Source organism: Exiguobacterium sp. PHA03 (genome assembly GCF_041945985.1).
Classification (GTDB): Bacteria; Bacillota; Bacilli; order Exiguobacteriales; family Exiguobacteriaceae; genus Exiguobacterium_A.
In genome coordinates, this window is sequence record NZ_JAUTYQ010000001.1 from 1,691,317 (window position 1) to 1,709,894 (window position 18,578).

The following is an 18,578-nucleotide window of genomic DNA, read 5'->3' on the forward strand; positions in this document are numbered from 1 at the left end:
AAATTTTATTGAATGTCACAAAAAAAGAATCTCTTTTGAAATAAGAGACTCTTTTTATAAAGACTAGATTTTTTCATAAGATAACACGATACATCCCGATTTAAAGACGTGTGTCTCGACTAACCGTAGCGCTTGTGATTGATCAAACACTGGAAACATTCGTTTCCCATCTCCGAGTAGAACAGGATAGATCACAACATGATAGCGATCGACGAGTCCAAGCTCAATCGCTTCAGCAGCAAGTGTCGCCCCCCCGATCGCAATCTGCTTCCCAGGTAGGGCTTTTAGTGCTTGAAGTTCCTCGGCAAGCGACGTGGTCGCTAGACGCGCCATTCCTTCGACAGCGTCGAGCGTTCGCGAGAAGACGATCTTCTCAAGCGCCTGCCACGTTTTCGCATACTCAACGATGATCGGCTCGTCTTCTTGATCCGCTGTCTCCCAGTACTGCATCATTTCATACAAACGACGTCCATAGACATGGGTATCGAACGCTCTCTCATAATCGTTGAAGTACTGATGCAGTTCCGCATCCGGTGAAGCGAAATCGATGCTGCCTGACGCATCCTCGATATAACCGTCAAGCGAGACTTGAAAGGAATAAACGATATCACGCATAGTAACCCCTCCTTTTTCACTCTATACCCGTTTTCCTCAAGTCATGAAAAAACTCCCTCATCCGCAGATGAGAGAGTAAGACGAATTATCCGATTGAACCTTCCATCTCGAACTTGATGAGACGGTTCATTTCGACCGCATATTCCATTGGAAGTTCTTTTGTGAATGGCTCGATGAAGCCCATAACGATCATTTCCGTTGCTTCCTCTTGTGAGATCCCGCGGCTCATGAGGTAGAACAATTGCTCTTCCGAGACCTTCGAGACTTTCGCTTCGTGCTCGAGCGAAATGTTATCGTTGAGGATTTCGTTGTACGGAATCGTATCCGACGTCGATTGGTTATCCATGATGAGCGTATCACATTCGATGTTCGAACGTGCACCTGTCGCTTTACGTCCGAAGTGAACGATACCGCGGTACGTGACTTTACCACCGTGTTTTGAGATCGACTTCGAGACGATCGTCGACGATGTGTTCGGTGCTAAGTGAATCATCTTCGCACCCGCATCTTGGTGTTGACCTTTACCTGCGATTGCGATTGACAATGTCATACCACGTGAACCTTCACCTTTGAGGATGACGGCTGGGTATTTCATCGTCAGTTTCGAACCGATGTTACCATCGACCCATTCCATCGTTGCGCCAGCTTCACAGATCGCACGCTTCGTAACGAGGTTGTAGACGTTGTTCGCCCAGTTTTGGATCGTTGTATAACGGCAGTAAGCGTTCTTGTTGATGAAGATCTCAACGACCGCTGAGTGAAGCGAGTTCGTCGTGTAGACCGGTGCTGTACATCCTTCGACGTAGTGAACCGATGCTTCGTCATCAACGATGATCAACGTCCGCTCGAATTGACCCATGTTTTCCGAGTTGATCCGGAAGTAGGCTTGAAGCGGCGTGTCGACTTTAACGCCTTTTGGTACGTAGATGAACGATCCACCTGACCAGACCGCTGTGTTCAAGGCTGCGAACTTGTTGTCTGTTGGCGGAATTAATTTTCCGAAGTACTCACGGAAGATATCTTCGTTCTCTTTTAAGGCTGTATCTGTATCTTTGAAGACGACACCGATTTCTTCGAGGTCTTCCTTCATGTTGTGATAGACAACCTCTGACTCGTACTGAGCCGAGACACCTGCCAAGTATTTTTGCTCTGCTTCAGGGATACCGAGCTTATCAAACGTACGTTTGATTTCTTCCGGTACTTCATCCCACGATTTCTCTGCACGTTCAGACGGCTTAACGTAGTAAGTGATATCGTCGAAGTTCAATTCTGAGAGATCGCCACCCCACGCTGGCATTGCTTGTTCGTTGAAGATCTTGAGTGATTTCAAACGGAAATCAAGCATCCATTGTGGTTCTTCCTTCATTTTCGAGATCGTTTCGACGACTTCAGTCGTCAAGCCGCGTCCAGAACGGAAGATCGAGATATCGCGATCGTGGAAACCATATTTATAATCGCCAATTTCCGGCATGTTCTTTGCCATGTTCATTTCCTCCTCTTACTTGCTTGTGACCGAAGTTTACTTCCCTTCTTCTACGCCGCGTTCGAGCGCCTTCCAGGCAAGTGTCGCACATTTGATGCGTGCCGGGAATTTCGTGACACCCGAGAGTGCCTCGACGTCCCCGAGGTCGAACGATTCGTCGTCATAGTCTTTTCCTTGGACCATGTCCGAAAAGATATCCGCGAGTCGTAAGGCTTCTTCGATAGTCTTACCTTTGACGAGTTGCGTCATCATTGAAGCAGACGCCATGCTGATCGAGCAGCCCTCCCCGTCAAATTTCGCATCACGGACGACATCGTCTTCAATCGCGAGCTGGAGACGAATCGTATCGCCGCACGTCGGATTGTTCATGTCGATCGTGACGCCCCCCTCGATCGCACCGCGATTTCGGGGAGTTTTATAATGATCCATGATCACTTGACGATACAAGTGATCGAGATTGTTAAAATCCATGACTGAAATACTCCTTCGTTTGGCGAAGTCCTGTCACGAGTGCGTCAACCTCTTCTTTCGTGTTGTAAAGATAGAAGCTAGCGCGAGCCGTCGAGCTCGCTCCGAGCCAACGCATCAAGGGCTGTGCACAGTGGTGACCGGCGCGAACCGCGATTCCCTGCATATCAAGGACGGTTGCGACGTCATGTGCATGGACATCACCGAGATTGAACGTGACGAGTCCAACGCGTTCTTCCGGACCGTAAATCGTGAGTCCGTCGATGTCACGCATTTGTGCCATCGCATACTGCGCGAGTTCACGTTCGTGTGCTTCGACGTTCTCTAGACCAATCTCTTCTAAGAAATCAATCGCTGCCGATAAACCAACGGCACCTGCAATGATCGGTGTACCCGCTTCGAAACGATATGGAGACGGTTTGAACGTCGACTCTTCAAGACCGACGTAATCAATCATCTCACCACCGAATTCGACCGGTTCCATCGCATTGAGTAATGCCTTTTTCCCGTAAAGAACACCAACGCCTGTCGGACCACACATCTTGTGTGCGGAGAAAGCGAGGAAGTCACAGTCGAGATCCGTGACATTAATCCGTTGATGTGGTGCACTTTGCGCAGCATCGACGACCATGACGGCTCCTCGAGCGTGCGCAAGACGCGCGACTTCTTTGATCGGATTGATCGTACCGAGGACGTTCGAGACATGTGCCATCGCGACGATCTTCGTCCGGTCGGACAGTTGTGCTTCGACCGCTTCGACCGTTACGCGACCATCCGCTGTCAAATCAACGTATTTCAACTTCGCTTTTTTGCGTTTAGCGACTTGTTGCCATGGAATGAGATTCGCATGGTGTTCGAGGTACGTGACGACGATTTCGTCGCCTTCTTCGACATGCTCCATGCCATAGCTTGACGCGACGATGTTGATCGCCGTCGTCGTGCCGCGGGTAAAGATAATTTCTTCATGGTGTTGCGCCTGGATGAAACGACGAACGTTCTCACGCGCACCTTCGTACGCATCCGTCGCTCGTGTTCCGAGCGTATGGACGCCACGGTGCACATTCGAATGAATCGTCTTATAGTAGTCGTCAATCGCATTGATGACGACGAGCGGCTTCTGCGAAGAGGCCGCACTATCGAGATAGACGAGTTTCCGGTCGTTGACCTGTTGGTCGAGGATCGGAAACTGATTGCGGATGGATGCATCGATTCCCATATTAGTTTACTTTCCCTTCGATGACTTGAACGAGACGTTCTTTCACCGAGTCAATCGCAAGTTCCGAGACGACTGGCTGGAGGAATCCGTGAACGACGAGGCGTTCTGCTTCCTTCCGTGAAAGACCACGGCTCATCAAGTAGTAGAGTTGTAGTTCATCGACACGACCGACAGATGCCGCGTGTCCTGCCATGACGTCATCCTCATCGATTAAGAGGATTGGGTTTGCATCACCACGTGCCTTTTCCGACAACATGAGGACACGTTCCGTTTGAACGCCGTTTGATTTCGAAGCGCCGTGATGGATCATCGACGTTCCGTTGAAGATGGATGTTGCTGCGTCTTTTTGGACACCGTGGATCAAGATGAAACCTTCTGATCCTTTACCGAAATGGTCCGTACGGACGTTGAAGTTTTGTTTTTGCTCTCCACGACCGACCGTAACGGCTTTCGTATCTGAGAACGAATCGTTTCCGACGAGGTGTGTTTTTGTTTCTGTGACCGTGTGACCGTCATTCATGTGACCGAGTGCCCATTCGAGCTTCGCGCCTTGTTTGACGACACCGCGACGGTTCATATACGTGATGGCACCCTTAGATAGTGTATCTACACCACCAAAGAGAACTTTTGCGTTGTCTTCGACGAATACTTCTGTGACGACGTTGACGTTATGCGCTTCGTCACCGTAAGAGACGAAGTTTTCGATATACGTCAATTCGCTGTCAGCATCTGCAACGATGATTGCGTGATGGTAAAGGGCAGCGCCTGATTGCTCAAGCGTGTAGATTGCTTGCATCGGTACAGACAGCTTGACGCCTTTTGGTACATAAAGGAACGTACCGCCGTTACGAAGTGCTGCGTTTAATGCCGCAAGACGATCTTCGTTGACTTGAACACCTTCAGTCATGAAGTACTTCTCGACGAGTTCCGGGTGTTGTTTTAATGCGTCTTCGAGCGTCGTGAAGATGACGCCGTTCGCCGCTTCACTGTTTTGCGCGTGGACGAGTTGTCCGTTACGCGTGACGAGCATGTGATCACGGTTTTCGCCGATCAATGCTTCGATATCTGAAGAAAGACCAGTGACGGTTTCAAGTTCCGTCGTACCTTCTGTGAAGTTCCAGCCTTCGATCTTGATTTTTTCTACTTTTGGCAATGCGAGCGTTGGGGCAAGATCAAGCGCGTCTTGACGCTTTGCGACCATCCAAGATGGTTCCCCTAAGCGAGTCGCACGTTCTGCCACTGCCTCGCGATTTACTGCAAGATTCAGTTCTACAGTCATCATGCTTCCTCCCTCGTCTTACGCTTTTGTTTCGATTTCGACGTCTTCGATGCCGAGTTCTTTTTTAACCCAGTCATAACCTTCTGCTTCGAGACGGTGTGCGAGTTCTTTACCGCCAGACATGACGATTTTTCCGCCCATCATGATGTGGATGAAGTCTGGCTCGATATAGTTCAAGAGACGTTGATAGTGCGTGATGATCAAGCAGCCGAATTCAGGTGAACGCATTTCGTTGACACCTTTTGCAACGACTTTAAGTGCATCGATATCAAGACCTGAATCGATTTCATCGAGAATCGCGATTGCTGGTTTAAGCATCATCATCTGAAGAATTTCGTTACGTTTCTTTTCTCCACCAGAGAAACCTTCGTTGAGGTAACGGTGTGCCATTTCTGAAGGCATCTCGAGAAGACCCATTTGTGAATCAAGTTCACGGATGAATTTCATGAGTGAGATTTCATCGCCTTCTTCACGACGCGAGTTGATTGCTGAACGAAGGAAGTCTGAGTTCGTAACACCACTGATTTCGCTTGGGTACTGCATTGCGAGGAACATACCTGCTTGTGCGCGTTCATCGACTTCCATGTCGAGGACGTCTTCGCCGTCGAGTGTGACTGAACCAGATGTCACTTCGTACGATGGGTGACCCATCAATGCTGATGCGAGTGTTGATTTACCTGTCCCGTTTGGTCCCATGACCGCGTGGATTTCCCCGCCTTTGATTTCCAAGTTGACGCCTTTCAAGATTTCCTTGCCGTCGATCGCGACGTGTAGATCTTCAATCTTCAAGTGTGAAGCCTTCATGTTAGAATCCCTCCATCTATTCATTTCGTGACTGACGATTCAGAACACGAGCGTTACTAATTTAGTATCATTCTAATCTTAAAGAAACATGGCGTATTATTCAAGCGTCATCGCTCGTTGTTTTTTCTCAAAATCATGCGTTTTGTTGAGAATCATTCGAAAGTTTCATCGGTTCCTCCAGTTCCTCGATCGTCGAAGTCCGATGAATCCGTTGTGACAGTAGGAGCAGTGGTATTCCGAATAATGTCAAGCCCGCTAAAATCCCGAAAATCGGTAACGGACGGTCCGCTCCATATAAACTTAATAAATGTCCGCCGGCAATTGGACCGATTGATTGTCCGATCGACGTCAAGCCCATTGCCCCGAAATAACTGCCCCTTAATTCCGGCTTCGCAAAGCGATCAGTCAAGATGTCGGTCATCGTGAACATCATCACTTCCCCGCACGTGAAGATGAACATCGCGACGATCATCCACCAGATCGCGTTTGCATTCCCCATGACGAACAGTCCGATCGCAACAGTCGCAATCCCGGTCGTGATCGAAACGAGCGGTGACGTCTTGACGCCAAACTTCATGATCGGATACTGCACGATCAAGACGGTGATCGCATTGATCGTGATTAAGATCGCATAGAGTGTCTTCCCGCCTTCAAGGAGTGACGTCTCCGTCAAGAATTGCGGCAAGGTCGAATTGAACTGGCTGTAGCCGAAGACCCCGAAGATGATGCCGGCGAGTGCCAGCGTAAAGGCGATATCCGTCCGCAACAGACGAACCGTCGCTCCGAACGAGACCTTCTTGCCACCATGTGTCTCAGTGATTGGATGACGTTTAAATAAGAATCCAATCATCACCCCGTATGCCATATAGACGAACGCCGTGATGTAAAACGTTGCGGACGTATTCCCCGCACTCAGCAGTAAGGCAATTCCTGGTCCGATCGCAGCTGCGATGTTGATCATCGCGTAACGGATATTGAAGACGAACAATCGGTTCGCTTCGTCCGTCGTATCACTGATCAAGGCACGAGCGGATGGCTCAAAAATCGAACGACAGACTCCGTTCAAGGCACTGAGGATGAAGAATGCCCAGAACGTCTCGACTTGCGCGAGTGCGATGAAGACGATCGCGAACCCGATCGTTCCGGCGAGCATCATCGCCCGGCGACCATACCGGTCCGACAATGTACCGCCGATGAAACTCATAACGAGACTGGCGATCGCCGAAATACTGAGAACCCAGCCGACATCGACCGGATCAAACTTCAGAACGGTCGTCATGTAGATAGCGAAAAATGGCATCGTAATGAACGTTCCGAGACGTGAGAAAAACGTCCCGAACAAGACCCCGATTGTCAACGGATGCAGTTGACGTATGCGTTGCATATGATTCCCCCTAACCCCTGTTTCAGACAAATGAAAAGCATCCTTCCATTATATAGGAAGGATGCCGGCTTCGGTGAACTTATTTGCTGACTGGAACGACCGCACCTTTGTACTTGTCGAGAATCCAATCTTGGTTTTTCTTCTCGTGCAGCACGTCAAGAAGTGCTGTGACACGTTTGTCTTTCTCATCGCCGTCACGTGTGACGATGATGTTGACGTATGGTGAAGACTCATCTTCTGACGCGATCGCGTCTTTCAACGGGTTCAAACCGTTATCGATCGCATAGTTCGTGTTGATGAGGACGGCGTCGCCTTCATTGTTCTTGTAAGCTTGCGGAAGAAGCGATGCTTCGATGTTCGTCTTGAACTTGAGTTTCTTCGGGTTCTCCGCGATGTCACCGAGTTGCGCGTCTGTCGTTTTACCGTCTTTGAGTTTGATTAATCCTTCGTTTTGAAGGAACGTCAAGACACGACCGCGTTCCGCGACGTTTGAGCTCGTTAAGATCGTTGCACCGTTTGGTAACTTATCAAGTGACTTGTATTTCTTCGAATAGATACCGAGTGGCTCAACGTGGACGCCACCTGCGTTCGCAAACTTATACGATTTGTTTTCTTTCTCTTGTTGCTCGAGATACGGTACGTGCTGGAAGTAGTTCGCGTCGAGTTCTTTTTCAGCGAGCGCTTTGTTCGGAAGCACGTAATCTTGGAACTTCTTGATTTCAAGCTTGTAGCCTTTTGCTTCATATTCCTTTTTGACGTGTTCGAGGATCTGAGCGTGCGGTACGTTCGAAGCACCGATGACGAGTGTCTTGTCGTCGCTTCCTGATGATTTTTCGCCACAAGCAGCAAGACTGATTGCTAAAACGGATACAGCGGCAGTACCTACGAATTTTTTCCAAACTTTCATGAATGATTCCTCCAATATGAATAAAATTTGAATTAACGTTTATCGATTGCTCGGATCAGTAAGTCCCCAATGATTTGGATGACGAAGACGATTGCTAAGATTAAGAGGGTCGCAATGACGATGACATCGTTTTGAGAACGCTGGAATCCTTCGATGAAGGCCATGTCCCCGAGTCCACCTCCGCCGACTACTCCGGCCATTGCCGTGTAACCGACAAGTGCAACGAGTGTAACCGTGATACCAGAAACGATAGCAGGCAATGCTTCTGGGATTAAGACTTTGTAGATGATTTGGAACTTCGTCGCGCCCATCGATTCAGCTGCCTCGATGACACCTTTATCGACTTCGCGAAGTGCGAGTTCAACCATCCGACCGTAGAACGGTGCGGCTCCTAAAATCAGTGCCGGTAATGCTGCTGTTGGTCCGAGGAACGAACCGACGACTGCTTTCGTAAATGGAATCAATAAGATCAGTAAGATGATGAACGGAATCGAACGGAAGACGTTAACGATCAAGCTCAAGATCGAATAAAACGCCCGATTTTTGAACAACAATTCTTCATTTGTCGCAAACAATAATAAACCAATGATCAAACCGAGAACGAATGTCGAAAGACCAGCGACTGCCGTCATATAGATCGTACTGCCTGTCGCTTCCCACACCATGTCCCAGTCTAGGTTGTCAAAGAATGAAATCATCGGTGATCCACCTCCACTTCAACATCACTGGCTTGAAGCTTCGTGATGACCGCTTGTGTTGCTTCTGTTTCCCCGATTAACTGAATGAACAGTGTACCGAGCGCCCCTTCCTGTGATTGACCGACGTTTCCGCCGATGATATTGAACAGGACGGGTGAATCCTTCATGACTTCCGCGAGGATCGGACTTTCCGCCGTCGATCCGACGAACGTCAACTGAACGATTTTTCCGGTTGGGTAGCGTTCGCGGAGTTTCGCGAACGTCAACTCGTTTTCCGATGGCGACGTCAATTGTTTGACGAATTCCTTCGTCATCGCTTGCTTCGGATGACGGAAGACTTCTGCGACCGGTCCTTGTTCGACGATTTTACCGGCCTCCATGACGGCGACCCGGTGACAGATTTTTTGAATGACGTGCATCTCGTGTGTGATCAAGACAATCGTCAGTTTCAATTTTTCATTGATGTCGACGAGTAACTCAAGAATCGAGTCCGTCGTCTTCGGATCGAGTGCACTCGTTGCCTCGTCACATAAGAGAACGTCCGGGTTCGATGCGAGTGCCCGAGCGATACCGACACGTTGCTTTTGACCACCCGATAATTGCGACGGATAGGCTTTTTCACGTCCATCCAAACCAACGAGTTGAATCAGTTCCGCAACTCGTTCCTTACGGCGAGCCTTCGGGAAGCCACCGAGTTCGAGTGGGAACATGATGTTTTCTTCAACAGTCCGTGACCAGAGTAAGTTGAAGTGCTGGAAGACCATCGAGACATTCTTGCGGACGCCTCGTAATTCTTTTGGTTTCAGTGATGTCATTTCGACACCATCGATTTGAATCGAACCACTCGTTGGTGCTTCGAGCATATTCAACAATCGGATCAAGGTCGATTTCCCTGCTCCGGAATAACCGATTATTCCAAAAATTTCACCGCGCTCGATTGTCAGATCGACATTCGCGACGGCTTCGACCGCTCCGCGCTTTGAGCGATAAATCTTTCCTACGTCTTGTAAACGAATCACAACTGTCCCTCCTAAAATAAAAAAAGTGCGCGCGTTTTAGAGCAAACGCGCGCACTTTTCAGTACACAAAACCATTTGCTCTCATCTCCCAGACTTTTGTCTGCTGGAATTAGCACCACTTCGGATTAGATCCGCGGTTGCCGGGTTTCATCGGGCCAGTCCCTCCACCACTCTCGATAAGAGTTTCGGTATTAAGTTTGTAGAATATATTCTGAATATTAGCAGGGGTTATTTTTGTTGTCAAACAGTTTTTTCAGAAACTTTTTCGAGGAACGTGAAAGCACGTGTTAAGTCTTCTTTCAAATCTTCCGCATCCTCAAGTCCAACTGAAATCCGAACGAGACCGTCCGTGATGCCGAGTTCTGCCCGACGTTCTGCTGGGATCGACGCGTGCGTCATCCGTGCCGGAACGGAAATCAGGCTCTCGACGGCACCAAGACTCTCAGCAAGTGTGAAGAAATGTGTCGCCTCGACGAGTTTTTCTGCGTTCGCTGCTGAACCGACATCAAAGCTGATCATCCCACCAAATCCAGTCGCTTGTTTCGCTTGGATGTCGTGACCAGGATGCGATGCAAGTCCTGGGTAGAAGATGTTCGAGACGATGTCTTGCGCTTGCAAGAACGCAACGAGATCATGTGCTGTCTCTTCGATCGCATCCATCCGGATACCGAGTGTACGAAGACCACGGACGAGCAAGAAGCTGTCTTGCGGTCCAAGCACGCCGCCTGTCGAGTTTTGGATGAAGTGCATCTCTTCGCCGAGCGCATCATCTTTGACGACGACAAGTCCAGCGACGACGTCCGAGTGTCCGCCGATGTATTTCGTCGCACTGTGCAAGACGATGTCTGCACCGAGCGCGAGTGGTTGTTGATGATATGGTGTCGCGAACGTGTTGTCGACGACGAGTTTAAGATCGTGACGTTTGGCGATCGTTGCGATCGCTGCGATGTCCGTTACTTTCAACAACGGGTTCGTCGGTGTTTCGACGTAGACGATCTTCGTGTTGTCTTGGATCGCTGCTTCCGTTGCTGCAAGGTCCGTCGTATCGACGAATGTCACTTGAATGTTGAACTTCGGTAAGACGCGTTGCATCAAGCGGAACGTACCACCGTAGACATCATCTGTCATGACGATGTGGTCGCCAGACTCAAGCAAGTGGAAGACGGCATGAATCGCTGCCATCCCAGAACCGAAGGCAAAACCACGTGCGCCACCTTCAAGATCCGCAATCAATCGTTCGATGCTCGTCCGTGTTGGATTCGCTGTCCGTGAATATTCGTATCCGTCTTTGAGTTGACCGATTTTATCTTGCTTGTATGTGCTTGTTTGATAGATCGGAGGTGTGACGGCTCCTGTTGCCCGGTCGACACCTGTTCCTCCATGAATCAATGCTGTCTTCTTACGCATGAGTTTCGTCCACCTTTTCAAAGATTTGTTGGCTTAAATAGCGTTCGGCACTGTCTGCGAAGACGGTGACGATCGTACTGCCGGGGTGACGCTTCGCGATATCAAGCGCAGCAACGAGCGCTGCCCCTGCTGAGCTACCGACGAGTAATCCTTCGCGAGCAGCGAGTGTATGAACCGCGTCAAATGCATCACGGTCAGAAATCGTATGAATCTCATCAACGAGTTCACGTGGCACGAGGCTTGGCCATTTCGCTGTACCGATACCTTCTGTCTTATGCGGACCGGCTGGACCACCGTTCAAGACGGAGCCTTCCGGTTCAACGATTGCTGCTTTTGTACCGAGACGTTGTTTTAAGAAGTCCGCTGTTCCGGCGAACGTACCACCTGAACCACAACCGGCAACGAACCAGTCGATATGCGGCAAGTCCGCCATCAGCTCAGGACCGAGTGTCCGCTGATACGTGACTGGGTTCTCTTCGTTTTCGAATTGTAACGGAACGTAACTATTCGGAATTTCCTGACCGAGTTCTTTTGCCCGGTCGATGGCCCCTTGCATATCGAGTTCAGTCGGCGTGTTGACGACGGTTGCGCCGAGTGCCCGCATCAACGTCTGTTTTTCCTGACTGAATTTTTCCGGAACGACACAGATGACTTGAAGATCATATTTTTTAGCGGCGAGCGCCAAGCCGATGCCGGTATTCCCGGCTGTCGGCTCGATGATCGTACCGCCTGGTGTCACATGTCCGTTTTCGATTGCTGCATCAACGAGTTGAATGCCAAGGCGGTCTTTGACGCTGCCCCCAGGGTTCATCCATTCGAGCTTCGCCAAAATGCGCGTACCAGCAGGCAAATCGAATGAAGTGATCTCGTAGAGTGGTGTGTTTCCGACGAGGTCGCGGACGTTGTTCGCGATCATCCGAAGACGATGTCCCATTCATCACGACCGGCAAGCATTTTCTCGGCATAGTGCTTCGCTCCTTTGAGGTCATGTGCGCTCGCAAATCCACATTGGACTTCGTTTTGCGCTGGAATCTCTTCTGCTGTGAGGACGTCTTTCAACGTCTTCTCAACGAGTTCGCTCATTTTTTCGACCGAGTCGAAGTTCATCATCGCCATGTAGAAACCTGTTTGGCATCCCATCGGCGAGACATCGATGACATCATCCGAGTAGTTACGGATGTTTTCAGCAAGTAAGTGCTCGAGTGTGTGCATCGCACGCATCGGCATTTGCTCAACGTTTGGTTGCGTGAAACGGATATCGTATTTGACGACTTGGTCGACTTTACCTTCTTTATAACCCGCGACGCGGATATAAGGTGCTTTGACTTTCGTATGATCCAGGTTAAAGCTTTCGACGTTCATTTTTTGAAGTGCCATGATTTATTCCCCCATTTTCTCGGCTTCTACGAGCCAGACGAAGTGATTGTATTGTATAAATTTAACAGTGAATCCCCGTGATGTAAACAATTCTTCCATGACTGGAATCAACGGGTAGAACTCGCGTTCGAGATCTTCCGCTAACGCATCAAACCCTTGAGCACGTGCTTCACGGATCGTTTGCAGGCGTGCCTCTTCTGAGACGAACATCGTATCCGCGTAGACGATTTTTCCGTCTGCCGGTAAATGTGATGCCATCAGTTCGATTGCTTCTCCCTTTTCCTCATCTGTTAGATGATGAAACGCATACGTCGAAACAAAACTGCGTGCTTCCTTCGCCTCGAACGAGAGGAAGTGACCGTCTTGTACATCAAGTGACGGAATCTTTTCCGTCAGGATTGCCCGCATCTCCGGACTTGGTTCGACGGCGAGTACGGCGTCGTGACGTGCCAGAAGACGTTGTGTCAGGTTCCCTGTGCCTGCTCCGAATTCAATGACCGGCGACTGCGCTTTATCCGCTACTGTATCCAAAATCTCATCGTATCGACGAAAAACCTCTTTATACTCCGGATCATGTCCGGTTACTGTCTCGTCATACGTTGATGCCCATTCTGTGAAAACATCCATAAAACGTACTGTCATGCCTTGTCGTCCTCCATCTCACCAGTTAATTCCGAGTAATCGGATATGAATTAAAGTAATTTTCCTTATTCGCATTGTAGCAAGGAGATTCCATCCTGGCAAGCGACCGGCTCGAAAAACTTCCAGAAAACAAAAAAAAGGCGTTGCCGGCGAACCGACAACACGAATAATGTGGTTAGAAATGCTACGAAGGAAAACCCAGCTCCATTCGGAATTGTTCGCTCTTCCGCGTGGAGGACGGCGCCTGTTCGACATGATCGCCAGCTTACGTTCACTTCTTGATCAGTCCTTTCGATCCACCACCTATCTATTGCACCGCTTCGTCTTTGGGGGACGACTTAAGGGGAAACAATACACGGGCTTAGGATGGGAGAAAGGGTTCAAGACTTGAAGCGTATTGAACGATCACCTCTGCTAGACTTCCTATAATGCATTTCTAGAAGTTGTTATGAATATACCATTCATATTTCGGCGTTGTCAACGGATTATTGTAAATATTCCGACAATTTAACAAAAAGAAAAATCCAGTTGGACTTTTCTTACCGTTCTTGACAGAAAGCAAAGACGTTTTGGACGGACTGGAAGGCATAAAGTCGCTCTACGACTTGATTTCCTTCAATTCGCAACAACGCAGGAACACTCATGACACGGGCTTCTTCTAAGAAATCTGGAATGAAATTCCCGTTCGCCTTTTGAATCGATTGACCTGATTCCGTCGCTTCGACGATATCGAGCATGCGTTCCGCAATGGCGCATGTCCCGCACATCGGTGCATAGACATACAATAGCCCGTTTTCTGGGACGGTCGTGACCTCTTGCATGACGGTCGCTCCTTTCTTCGTGGTATCTGTCGTCAGTATACAAAAAAAAGAGAGCGGACGAAACGCAAGCGCCTCGTTCACTCTCTTTTCGTTAAGTATTACTCGTTGATCATCGATTTGTACGCTGCAGCGTCCATCAATGCTTCGACTTGTGAAGCATCTTCGATTTCGATGTCGACCATCCAAGCACCTTCGAATGGTGACTCGTTAACGAGTTCTGGGGAATCCGAAAGGTTTTCGTTGATGGCAACGACTTTACCAGAAATCGGTGCATATAATTCCGAGACTGTCTTGACCGACTCGACTGAACCGAATGGCTCGTTTGCTGAGATCGTATCCCCGACTTCAGGCAATTCGACGAAGACGATATCCCCGAGTTCGTGTTGCGCGAAATCCGTGATTCCGATGCGCGCTTTGTTTCCTGATACTTCGACCCATTCATGTTCTTCCGAATAGCGTAAGTTGTCTTTTACTTGACTCATTTCCGATTCCCCCTGTGGACTAATTTGGACTAACGTGTTCAGTATACCAAAATCGACTCTGAACTTAATACCATTTTCCTTGATACATTTCTTCCTTGAAGCCGATCGTGACGTCTTTCCCGTCTGTGACGATCGGACGCTTCAACAACATGCCGTCACTTGCGAGTAACTTGTATTGCTCGTCTTCTGATAGCTCTGGAAGTTTGTCCTTGATGCCTTGCGAACGATACGATTGACCGCTCGTATTGAAGAATTTCTTCAGTGGCTCTCCACTCTTTTGATGAAGTTCCTGAATCGTCGCAGCAGATGGTGTCTCCTCAACGATATGTTTGTAATCCACTTCGACACCGTGCTGTTCGAGTGCTTTTTTTGCTTTGACGCACGTACTACATTTCGGATAGCCGTACATCGTGACTGTTTTTGTCATGTTCCTCACCTCACCTTCAAGAGTAGCAGATGGATCACTTCTGCTTCAAGCGTGCGAGCGCCCCGTCAATCTGATCTTGGTGATGCGCGTCATGGGCAACGAACGACTCGACGAATTCTTGCGGTCGGAAATTCTCATAGGTCGCCGCAAATTGCTCATCAGACAGACGATTGAGGTGATCGACGATATCACGCCGGACACTGATCGCTTTCTTCAGTAAGGCAAGCGGATCGATATGATGCGCATACTCGACCGCCAATCGATTGAACTGATCGAAATCCGTCTCGACGAGTGTCAGCGGTTCGTCCGGTAACTTCGAGATGGCATGATCATAATAAAACCGGTCCCATAAATAGAGGTGGCTGACGCACTCAAGGACAGTCCACTTGTTCAGGGCAAGCGGCAGATTCCATTCTTCTGGCGACAAACGTTCAAGGGATTGATAGTAGGCAATCGCAAATTGCAGTTCAACCAATTCTTGGCGCATCTCGTTTTCCCTCCTCAACCAAAAACTTCGCCTTTACAGAGATTTTCCCTGCAAAGGCGAAGCGGTAAACCTGACTTAGACCGTATATTTGTTTGATTCGATGAGGCGTTTTGCGATGACGCGTTTCGTACCGATGACGTTGATCGGCTGATAACGGCTGAATTTTTTGAGTGCCGAGAGCAACATCCGGAGTTCGTCGCCGCTTGCTGCCGCGTAGAGAGTCTCTTTCGCGTCACGCTCGACAGCTTCGAATGCTTGTTGCGCGAAGACTTCCGTATAACGGACTTTCAGTTCGCTCTTCTCGATGCCTTTATCGGCAATCGCTTTGTCCGTCCGGACGATCGCTGACTCAAGCGCATAGATTGCACTCATGATGTCGGCTGTGTTCGCTAAGATCTCTTGCTCGCCTTGGAGTTTGTCCTGGTATTTCTGGACCGCTGTTCCGGCAGTCAATAAGAAGATTTTCTTCATCATCGCGAGTAAGTGACGTTCGCGATCGAGTGGCGCTGTTCCGATGTCAGTCGGCATGAAGCTCATCACTTCTTGTTGCAGACGCTGTGCTTCCACAAGCAATGGTAACTCGCCTTTCATCGCTTTCTTCAGCAATGTTCCTGGTACGAGGAGACGGTTGATCTCGTTCGTTCCTTCAAAGATCCGGTTGATCCGTGAATCGCGGTACATGTTCTCGACTTCGTATTCTGCCATGAAGCCGTAACCACCGTGAATCTGAACCGCTTCATCGATGACATAATCAAATGTTTCCGAAGCAAAGACTTTGTTCATCGAGCATTCAATCGCATACTCCGCGATGGCATCGGCGATTTTCTTACCGTCTTTGCTCTCTTCTTCCGACAGCTGATCAAGACTATCTTGGAACAAACCACCTGTCCGGTAGACTGAGCTTTCCATCGCATACGTCTGTGCTGCCATCGTCGCGAGTTTTTCTTGAATCAATGGGAACGAGCTGATTGGTGTTTTGAACTGCTTACGTTCATTTGAGTACTGGACTGCGAGATCAATCGCCCGTTTCGATGAACCGACAGCACCAACAGCTAATTTATAACGACCGACGTTCAAGATGTTGAAGGCGATGACGTGGCCGCGTCCAATTTCACCAAGGACGTTATCGACTGGTACTTCTGCATCTTGTAAGATCAATGTCCGTGTCGATGACCCTTTGATCCCCATCTTCTGCTCCTCGACACCTGTCGAGACACCTGGATACGATCCTTCGACGAGGAAGGCTGTGAACTTGTCACCGTCGATTTTTGCGTAGACGACGAACAAGCTTGCGAAACCAGCGTTCGTGATCCATTGTTTTTCACCGTTCAAGATGTAGTGCGTGCCGGCTTCATTCAAGACAGCTGTCGTTTTGGCACCGAGGGCATCCGAACCAGAGCCCGGCTCCGTCAATGCGTACGAAGCAATCCACTCCCCTGAAGCGAGTTTCGGCAGGTATTTCTGCTTTTGCTCTTCGTTTCCGAAGAAGACGATCGGCAACGAACCGATTCCGACGTGTGCGCCATAGCTGAGGGCGAATGAACGGCCACGTGCGAACTTTTCCGTAATGATTGAAGACGAAATCTTATCCATCTGATAGCCGCCGTATGCTTCCGGAACGTCTGCACCGAGTAGACCAAGCTCGCCTGCTTCACGGAGGAGACCGACTGATAATTCGAACTCGTGTTTTTCGATTCGATCAAGGACAGGAACGACACGATCTTCGACGAACTTCGCTGTCATGTCACCGACCATTTTGTGTTCTTCCGAGAAATCCTCTGGTGTGAAGAGACGTTCTGGCGCTAACTCATCTAATACGAAACTGCCACCTTTGATTAATTCGTTTGTCGTTTGGCTCATTGTCCTGTTCCTCCTTCAACTAGTTCGAATACGCCTGCTGCGCCCATTCCGCCACCGATACACATCGAGACGACACCATACTGGACATTCCGACGTTTCATTTCATGCAAGAGCGTCAATGTGAGTTTTGTTCCTGTACAACCGAGTGGGTGACCGAGGGCGATCGCTCCACCGTTGACGTTGACGATGTCTTCGTTTAATCCAAGCTCGCGGATGACACCGAGTGACTGCGATGCGAACGCTTCGTTCAACTCGATCAATCCGACGTCTTCAAGCGTGATGCCTGCGAGTTCAAGTGCTTTCGGAATCGCGACGACTGGTCCGATTCCCATCACTTCCGGACGGACACCACCGACAGCAAACGACTTGAACTTGCCGAGAATCGGTAAGCCTTGGCGTTCTGCTTCTTCCCGTTCCATGACGAGGACAGCAGCGGCACCGTCTGACGTCTGCGAAGAGTTCCCTGCTGTGACGCTACCGCCGAGGCGGAACGCTGGGCGAAGTTTTGCAAGACCTTCAGGTGACGAATCCGGACGAACGCCTTCATCGTGCTCGACGACGAATGTCTTCTCTTCGATTTTCAGTTCATCATTGACGAATTGTTCCGTCACCGTTACCGGGACGATTTCGTCAGCAAACTTACCAGCTGCGATTGCTGCCGCTGCCTTTTGGTGACTCTTCAAGGCAAAGGCATCTTGATCTTCCCGTGAGACATTGTAGGTCGCAGCGACTTGCTCCGCTGTATGCCCCATGCTCATATAGTATTCCGGTGCCGTGTCGACGATCGACGGATTAGGTCGGACGACGTGACCTGGCATCGGAACTTGACTCATCGATTCGAGTCCACCGGCGACGACGGCTGTTGCTTGCCCCGTCATGATCTTCATTGCCGCGTCAGCGATCGATTGTAATCCACTTGAGCAATACCGGTTGATCGTGATCGCCGGTACCTCATGTGATAATCCACCGAGGACTGAAGCATAGCGGGCGATGTTCATCCCCTGCTCTGCTTCCGGTAAGGCACATCCGAGAATGACGTCATCGACCGCTCCCGTGTAGCCGGACCGTTTCAACGTTTCCTGGATGGCGATGCCTGCTAATTCATCCGAGCGCATCGATTTGAATGCGCCCTTTTTTGCTTTTCCGACCGGTGTCCGTGCACCGGCGACGATTACTGCTTCCTTCATCCGAATCCCCCCAGT

20 protein-coding genes and 1 riboswitch are annotated in these 18,578 nt (G+C 49.5%); all 20 genes read right to left on the bottom strand.

The window, feature by feature from the left end:
* Positions 1-63: 63 nt before the first annotated feature.
* Positions 64-615, bottom strand: a complete 552-nt coding sequence (locus tag Q7C19_RS08895; RefSeq protein ID WP_375091960.1) for a dihydrofolate reductase family protein — start codon at positions 613-615, stop codon at positions 64-66.
* Positions 616-700: 85 nt separating this feature from the next.
* A complete protein-coding gene (gene sufB, locus Q7C19_RS08900) occupies positions 701-2,098 on the bottom strand; it encodes a Fe-S cluster assembly protein SufB (protein ID WP_023469154.1) in 1,398 nt (465 codons plus the stop codon).
* 36 nt (positions 2,099-2,134) lie between these two features.
* Positions 2,135-2,569 carry a Fe-S cluster assembly sulfur transfer protein SufU gene (gene sufU, locus Q7C19_RS08905; RefSeq protein WP_023469155.1) on the bottom strand — a complete coding sequence of 145 codons (435 nt, stop codon included), beginning with the start codon at positions 2,567-2,569 and terminating at the stop codon, positions 2,135-2,137.
* Complete coding sequence (locus Q7C19_RS08910; RefSeq protein WP_035396382.1) at positions 2,559-3,782, bottom strand: cysteine desulfurase; 1,224 nt, start codon at positions 3,780-3,782, stop codon at positions 2,559-2,561. The genes sufU and Q7C19_RS08910 overlap by 11 nt, the downstream gene beginning before the upstream one ends.
* A gap of 1 nt (position 3,783) precedes the next feature.
* Entirely contained in the window at positions 3,784-5,061 is a 1,278-nt protein-coding gene (gene sufD, locus Q7C19_RS08915; protein ID WP_023469157.1) for a Fe-S cluster assembly protein SufD, read from the bottom strand.
* An 18-nt stretch (positions 5,062-5,079) separates the two neighbouring features.
* Positions 5,080-5,865, bottom strand: coding sequence for a Fe-S cluster assembly ATPase SufC (gene sufC, locus Q7C19_RS08920; RefSeq protein WP_023469158.1), 786 nt, complete (start codon positions 5,863-5,865; stop codon positions 5,080-5,082).
* Positions 5,866-5,998: 133 nt separating this feature from the next.
* Positions 5,999-7,249 (bottom strand): MDR family MFS transporter, encoded by a 1,251-nt coding sequence (locus tag Q7C19_RS08925; protein ID WP_375091961.1) that lies wholly within the window; start codon positions 7,247-7,249, stop codon positions 5,999-6,001.
* A gap of 79 nt (positions 7,250-7,328) precedes the next feature.
* Positions 7,329-8,156 carry a MetQ/NlpA family ABC transporter substrate-binding protein gene (locus Q7C19_RS08930; protein ID WP_290752247.1) on the bottom strand — a complete coding sequence of 276 codons (828 nt, stop codon included), beginning with the start codon at positions 8,154-8,156 and terminating at the stop codon, positions 7,329-7,331.
* 32 nt (positions 8,157-8,188) lie between these two features.
* The gene (locus Q7C19_RS08935) at positions 8,189-8,854 is read right to left on the bottom strand and encodes a methionine ABC transporter permease (RefSeq protein ID WP_035406001.1); all 666 of its coding nucleotides are present in this window, start codon (positions 8,852-8,854) and stop codon (positions 8,189-8,191) included.
* Positions 8,851-9,873 carry a methionine ABC transporter ATP-binding protein gene (locus Q7C19_RS08940; protein ID WP_029342433.1) on the bottom strand — a complete coding sequence of 341 codons (1,023 nt, stop codon included), beginning with the start codon at positions 9,871-9,873 and terminating at the stop codon, positions 8,851-8,853. Before Q7C19_RS08940 ends, Q7C19_RS08935 begins: the two co-directional genes overlap by 4 nt.
* 78 nt (positions 9,874-9,951) lie before the next feature.
* Positions 9,952-10,056, bottom strand: a riboswitch (SAM riboswitch).
* A gap of 57 nt (positions 10,057-10,113) precedes the next feature.
* Positions 10,114-11,280 (bottom strand): bifunctional cystathionine gamma-lyase/homocysteine desulfhydrase, encoded by a 1,167-nt coding sequence (locus tag Q7C19_RS08945; protein ID WP_290752251.1) that lies wholly within the window; start codon positions 11,278-11,280, stop codon positions 10,114-10,116.
* Entirely contained in the window at positions 11,273-12,196 is a 924-nt protein-coding gene (locus Q7C19_RS08950; RefSeq protein WP_035405994.1) for a PLP-dependent cysteine synthase family protein, read from the bottom strand. The genes Q7C19_RS08945 and Q7C19_RS08950 overlap by 8 nt, the downstream gene beginning before the upstream one ends.
* Positions 12,193-12,657 (bottom strand): S-ribosylhomocysteine lyase, encoded by a 465-nt coding sequence (locus Q7C19_RS08955; RefSeq protein ID WP_375091962.1) that lies wholly within the window; start codon positions 12,655-12,657, stop codon positions 12,193-12,195. The genes Q7C19_RS08950 and Q7C19_RS08955 overlap by 4 nt, the downstream gene beginning before the upstream one ends.
* 3 nt (positions 12,658-12,660) lie before the next feature.
* On the bottom strand, positions 12,661-13,299 hold the full coding sequence (locus tag Q7C19_RS08960; protein ID WP_290774097.1) for a class I SAM-dependent methyltransferase: 639 nt from the start codon (positions 13,297-13,299) through the stop codon (positions 12,661-12,663).
* Positions 13,300-13,838: 539 nt separating this feature from the next.
* Positions 13,839-14,120 (bottom strand): thioredoxin family protein, encoded by a 282-nt coding sequence (locus tag Q7C19_RS08965; RefSeq protein WP_375091963.1) that lies wholly within the window; start codon positions 14,118-14,120, stop codon positions 13,839-13,841.
* Between the two features lie 98 nt (positions 14,121-14,218).
* Complete coding sequence (gene gcvH, locus Q7C19_RS08970; protein ID WP_029342437.1) at positions 14,219-14,602, bottom strand: glycine cleavage system protein GcvH; 384 nt, start codon at positions 14,600-14,602, stop codon at positions 14,219-14,221.
* A 64-nt stretch (positions 14,603-14,666) separates the two neighbouring features.
* The gene (locus tag Q7C19_RS08975) at positions 14,667-15,029 is read right to left on the bottom strand and encodes an arsenate reductase family protein (protein ID WP_375091964.1); all 363 of its coding nucleotides are present in this window, start codon (positions 15,027-15,029) and stop codon (positions 14,667-14,669) included.
* A 34-nt stretch (positions 15,030-15,063) separates the two neighbouring features.
* Positions 15,064-15,516: a DinB family protein gene (locus Q7C19_RS08980; protein WP_308101877.1), complete on the bottom strand. Its 453-nt coding sequence runs from the start codon at positions 15,514-15,516 to the stop codon at positions 15,064-15,066.
* Positions 15,517-15,591: 75 nt separating this feature from the next.
* Positions 15,592-17,376, bottom strand: a complete 1,785-nt coding sequence (locus Q7C19_RS08985) for an acyl-CoA dehydrogenase family protein (RefSeq protein WP_375091965.1) — start codon at positions 17,374-17,376, stop codon at positions 15,592-15,594.
* Complete coding sequence (locus Q7C19_RS08990) at positions 17,373-18,563, bottom strand: acetyl-CoA C-acetyltransferase (RefSeq protein ID WP_047393392.1); 1,191 nt, start codon at positions 18,561-18,563, stop codon at positions 17,373-17,375. Before Q7C19_RS08990 ends, Q7C19_RS08985 begins: the two co-directional genes overlap by 4 nt.
* Positions 18,564-18,578: the final 15 nt, after the last annotated feature.

What these genes read in the sequence shown, in the direction of transcription:
- Q7C19_RS08895 (WP_375091960.1), bottom strand. Translation starts at nt 615, where the DNA reads ATGCGTGATATCGTTTATTCCTTTCAAGTCTCGCTTGACGGTTATATC.
- sufB (WP_023469154.1), bottom strand. Translation starts at nt 2,098, where the DNA reads ATGGCAAAGAACATGCCGGAAATTGGCGATTATAAATATGGTTTCCAC.
- sufU (WP_023469155.1), bottom strand. Translation starts at nt 2,569, where the DNA reads ATGGATTTTAACAATCTCGATCACTTGTATCGTCAAGTGATCATGGAT.
- Q7C19_RS08910 (WP_035396382.1), bottom strand. Translation starts at nt 3,782, where the DNA reads ATGGGAATCGATGCATCCATCCGCAATCAGTTTCCGATCCTCGACCAA.
- sufD (WP_023469157.1), bottom strand. Translation starts at nt 5,061, where the DNA reads ATGACTGTAGAACTGAATCTTGCAGTAAATCGCGAGGCAGTGGCAGAA.
- sufC (WP_023469158.1), bottom strand. Translation starts at nt 5,865, where the DNA reads ATGAAGGCTTCACACTTGAAGATTGAAGATCTACACGTCGCGATCGAC.
- Q7C19_RS08925 (WP_375091961.1), bottom strand. Translation starts at nt 7,249, where the DNA reads ATGCAACGCATACGTCAACTGCATCCGTTGACAATCGGGGTCTTGTTC.
- Q7C19_RS08930 (WP_290752247.1), bottom strand. Translation starts at nt 8,156, where the DNA reads ATGAAAGTTTGGAAAAAATTCGTAGGTACTGCCGCTGTATCCGTTTTA.
- Q7C19_RS08935 (WP_035406001.1), bottom strand. Translation starts at nt 8,854, where the DNA reads ATGATTTCATTCTTTGACAACCTAGACTGGGACATGGTGTGGGAAGCG.
- Q7C19_RS08945 (WP_290752251.1), bottom strand. Translation starts at nt 11,280, where the DNA reads ATGCGTAAGAAGACAGCATTGATTCATGGAGGAACAGGTGTCGACCGG.
- Q7C19_RS08950 (WP_035405994.1), bottom strand. Translation starts at nt 12,196, where the DNA reads ATGATCGCGAACAACGTCCGCGACCTCGTCGGAAACACACCACTCTAC.
- Q7C19_RS08955 (WP_375091962.1), bottom strand. Translation starts at nt 12,657, where the DNA reads ATGGCACTTCAAAAAATGAACGTCGAAAGCTTTAACCTGGATCATACG.
- Q7C19_RS08960 (WP_290774097.1), bottom strand. Translation starts at nt 13,299, where the DNA reads ATGACAGTACGTTTTATGGATGTTTTCACAGAATGGGCATCAACGTAT.
- Q7C19_RS08965 (WP_375091963.1), bottom strand. Translation starts at nt 14,120, where the DNA reads ATGCAAGAGGTCACGACCGTCCCAGAAAACGGGCTATTGTATGTCTAT.
- gcvH (WP_029342437.1), bottom strand. Translation starts at nt 14,602, where the DNA reads ATGAGTCAAGTAAAAGACAACTTACGCTATTCGGAAGAACATGAATGG.
- Q7C19_RS08975 (WP_375091964.1), bottom strand. Translation starts at nt 15,029, where the DNA reads ATGACAAAAACAGTCACGATGTACGGCTATCCGAAATGTAGTACGTGC.
- Q7C19_RS08980 (WP_308101877.1), bottom strand. Translation starts at nt 15,516, where the DNA reads ATGCGCCAAGAATTGGTTGAACTGCAATTTGCGATTGCCTACTATCAA.
- Q7C19_RS08985 (WP_375091965.1), bottom strand. Translation starts at nt 17,376, where the DNA reads ATGAGCCAAACGACAAACGAATTAATCAAAGGTGGCAGTTTCGTATTA.
- Q7C19_RS08990 (WP_047393392.1), bottom strand. Translation starts at nt 18,563, where the DNA reads ATGAAGGAAGCAGTAATCGTCGCCGGTGCACGGACACCGGTCGGAAAA.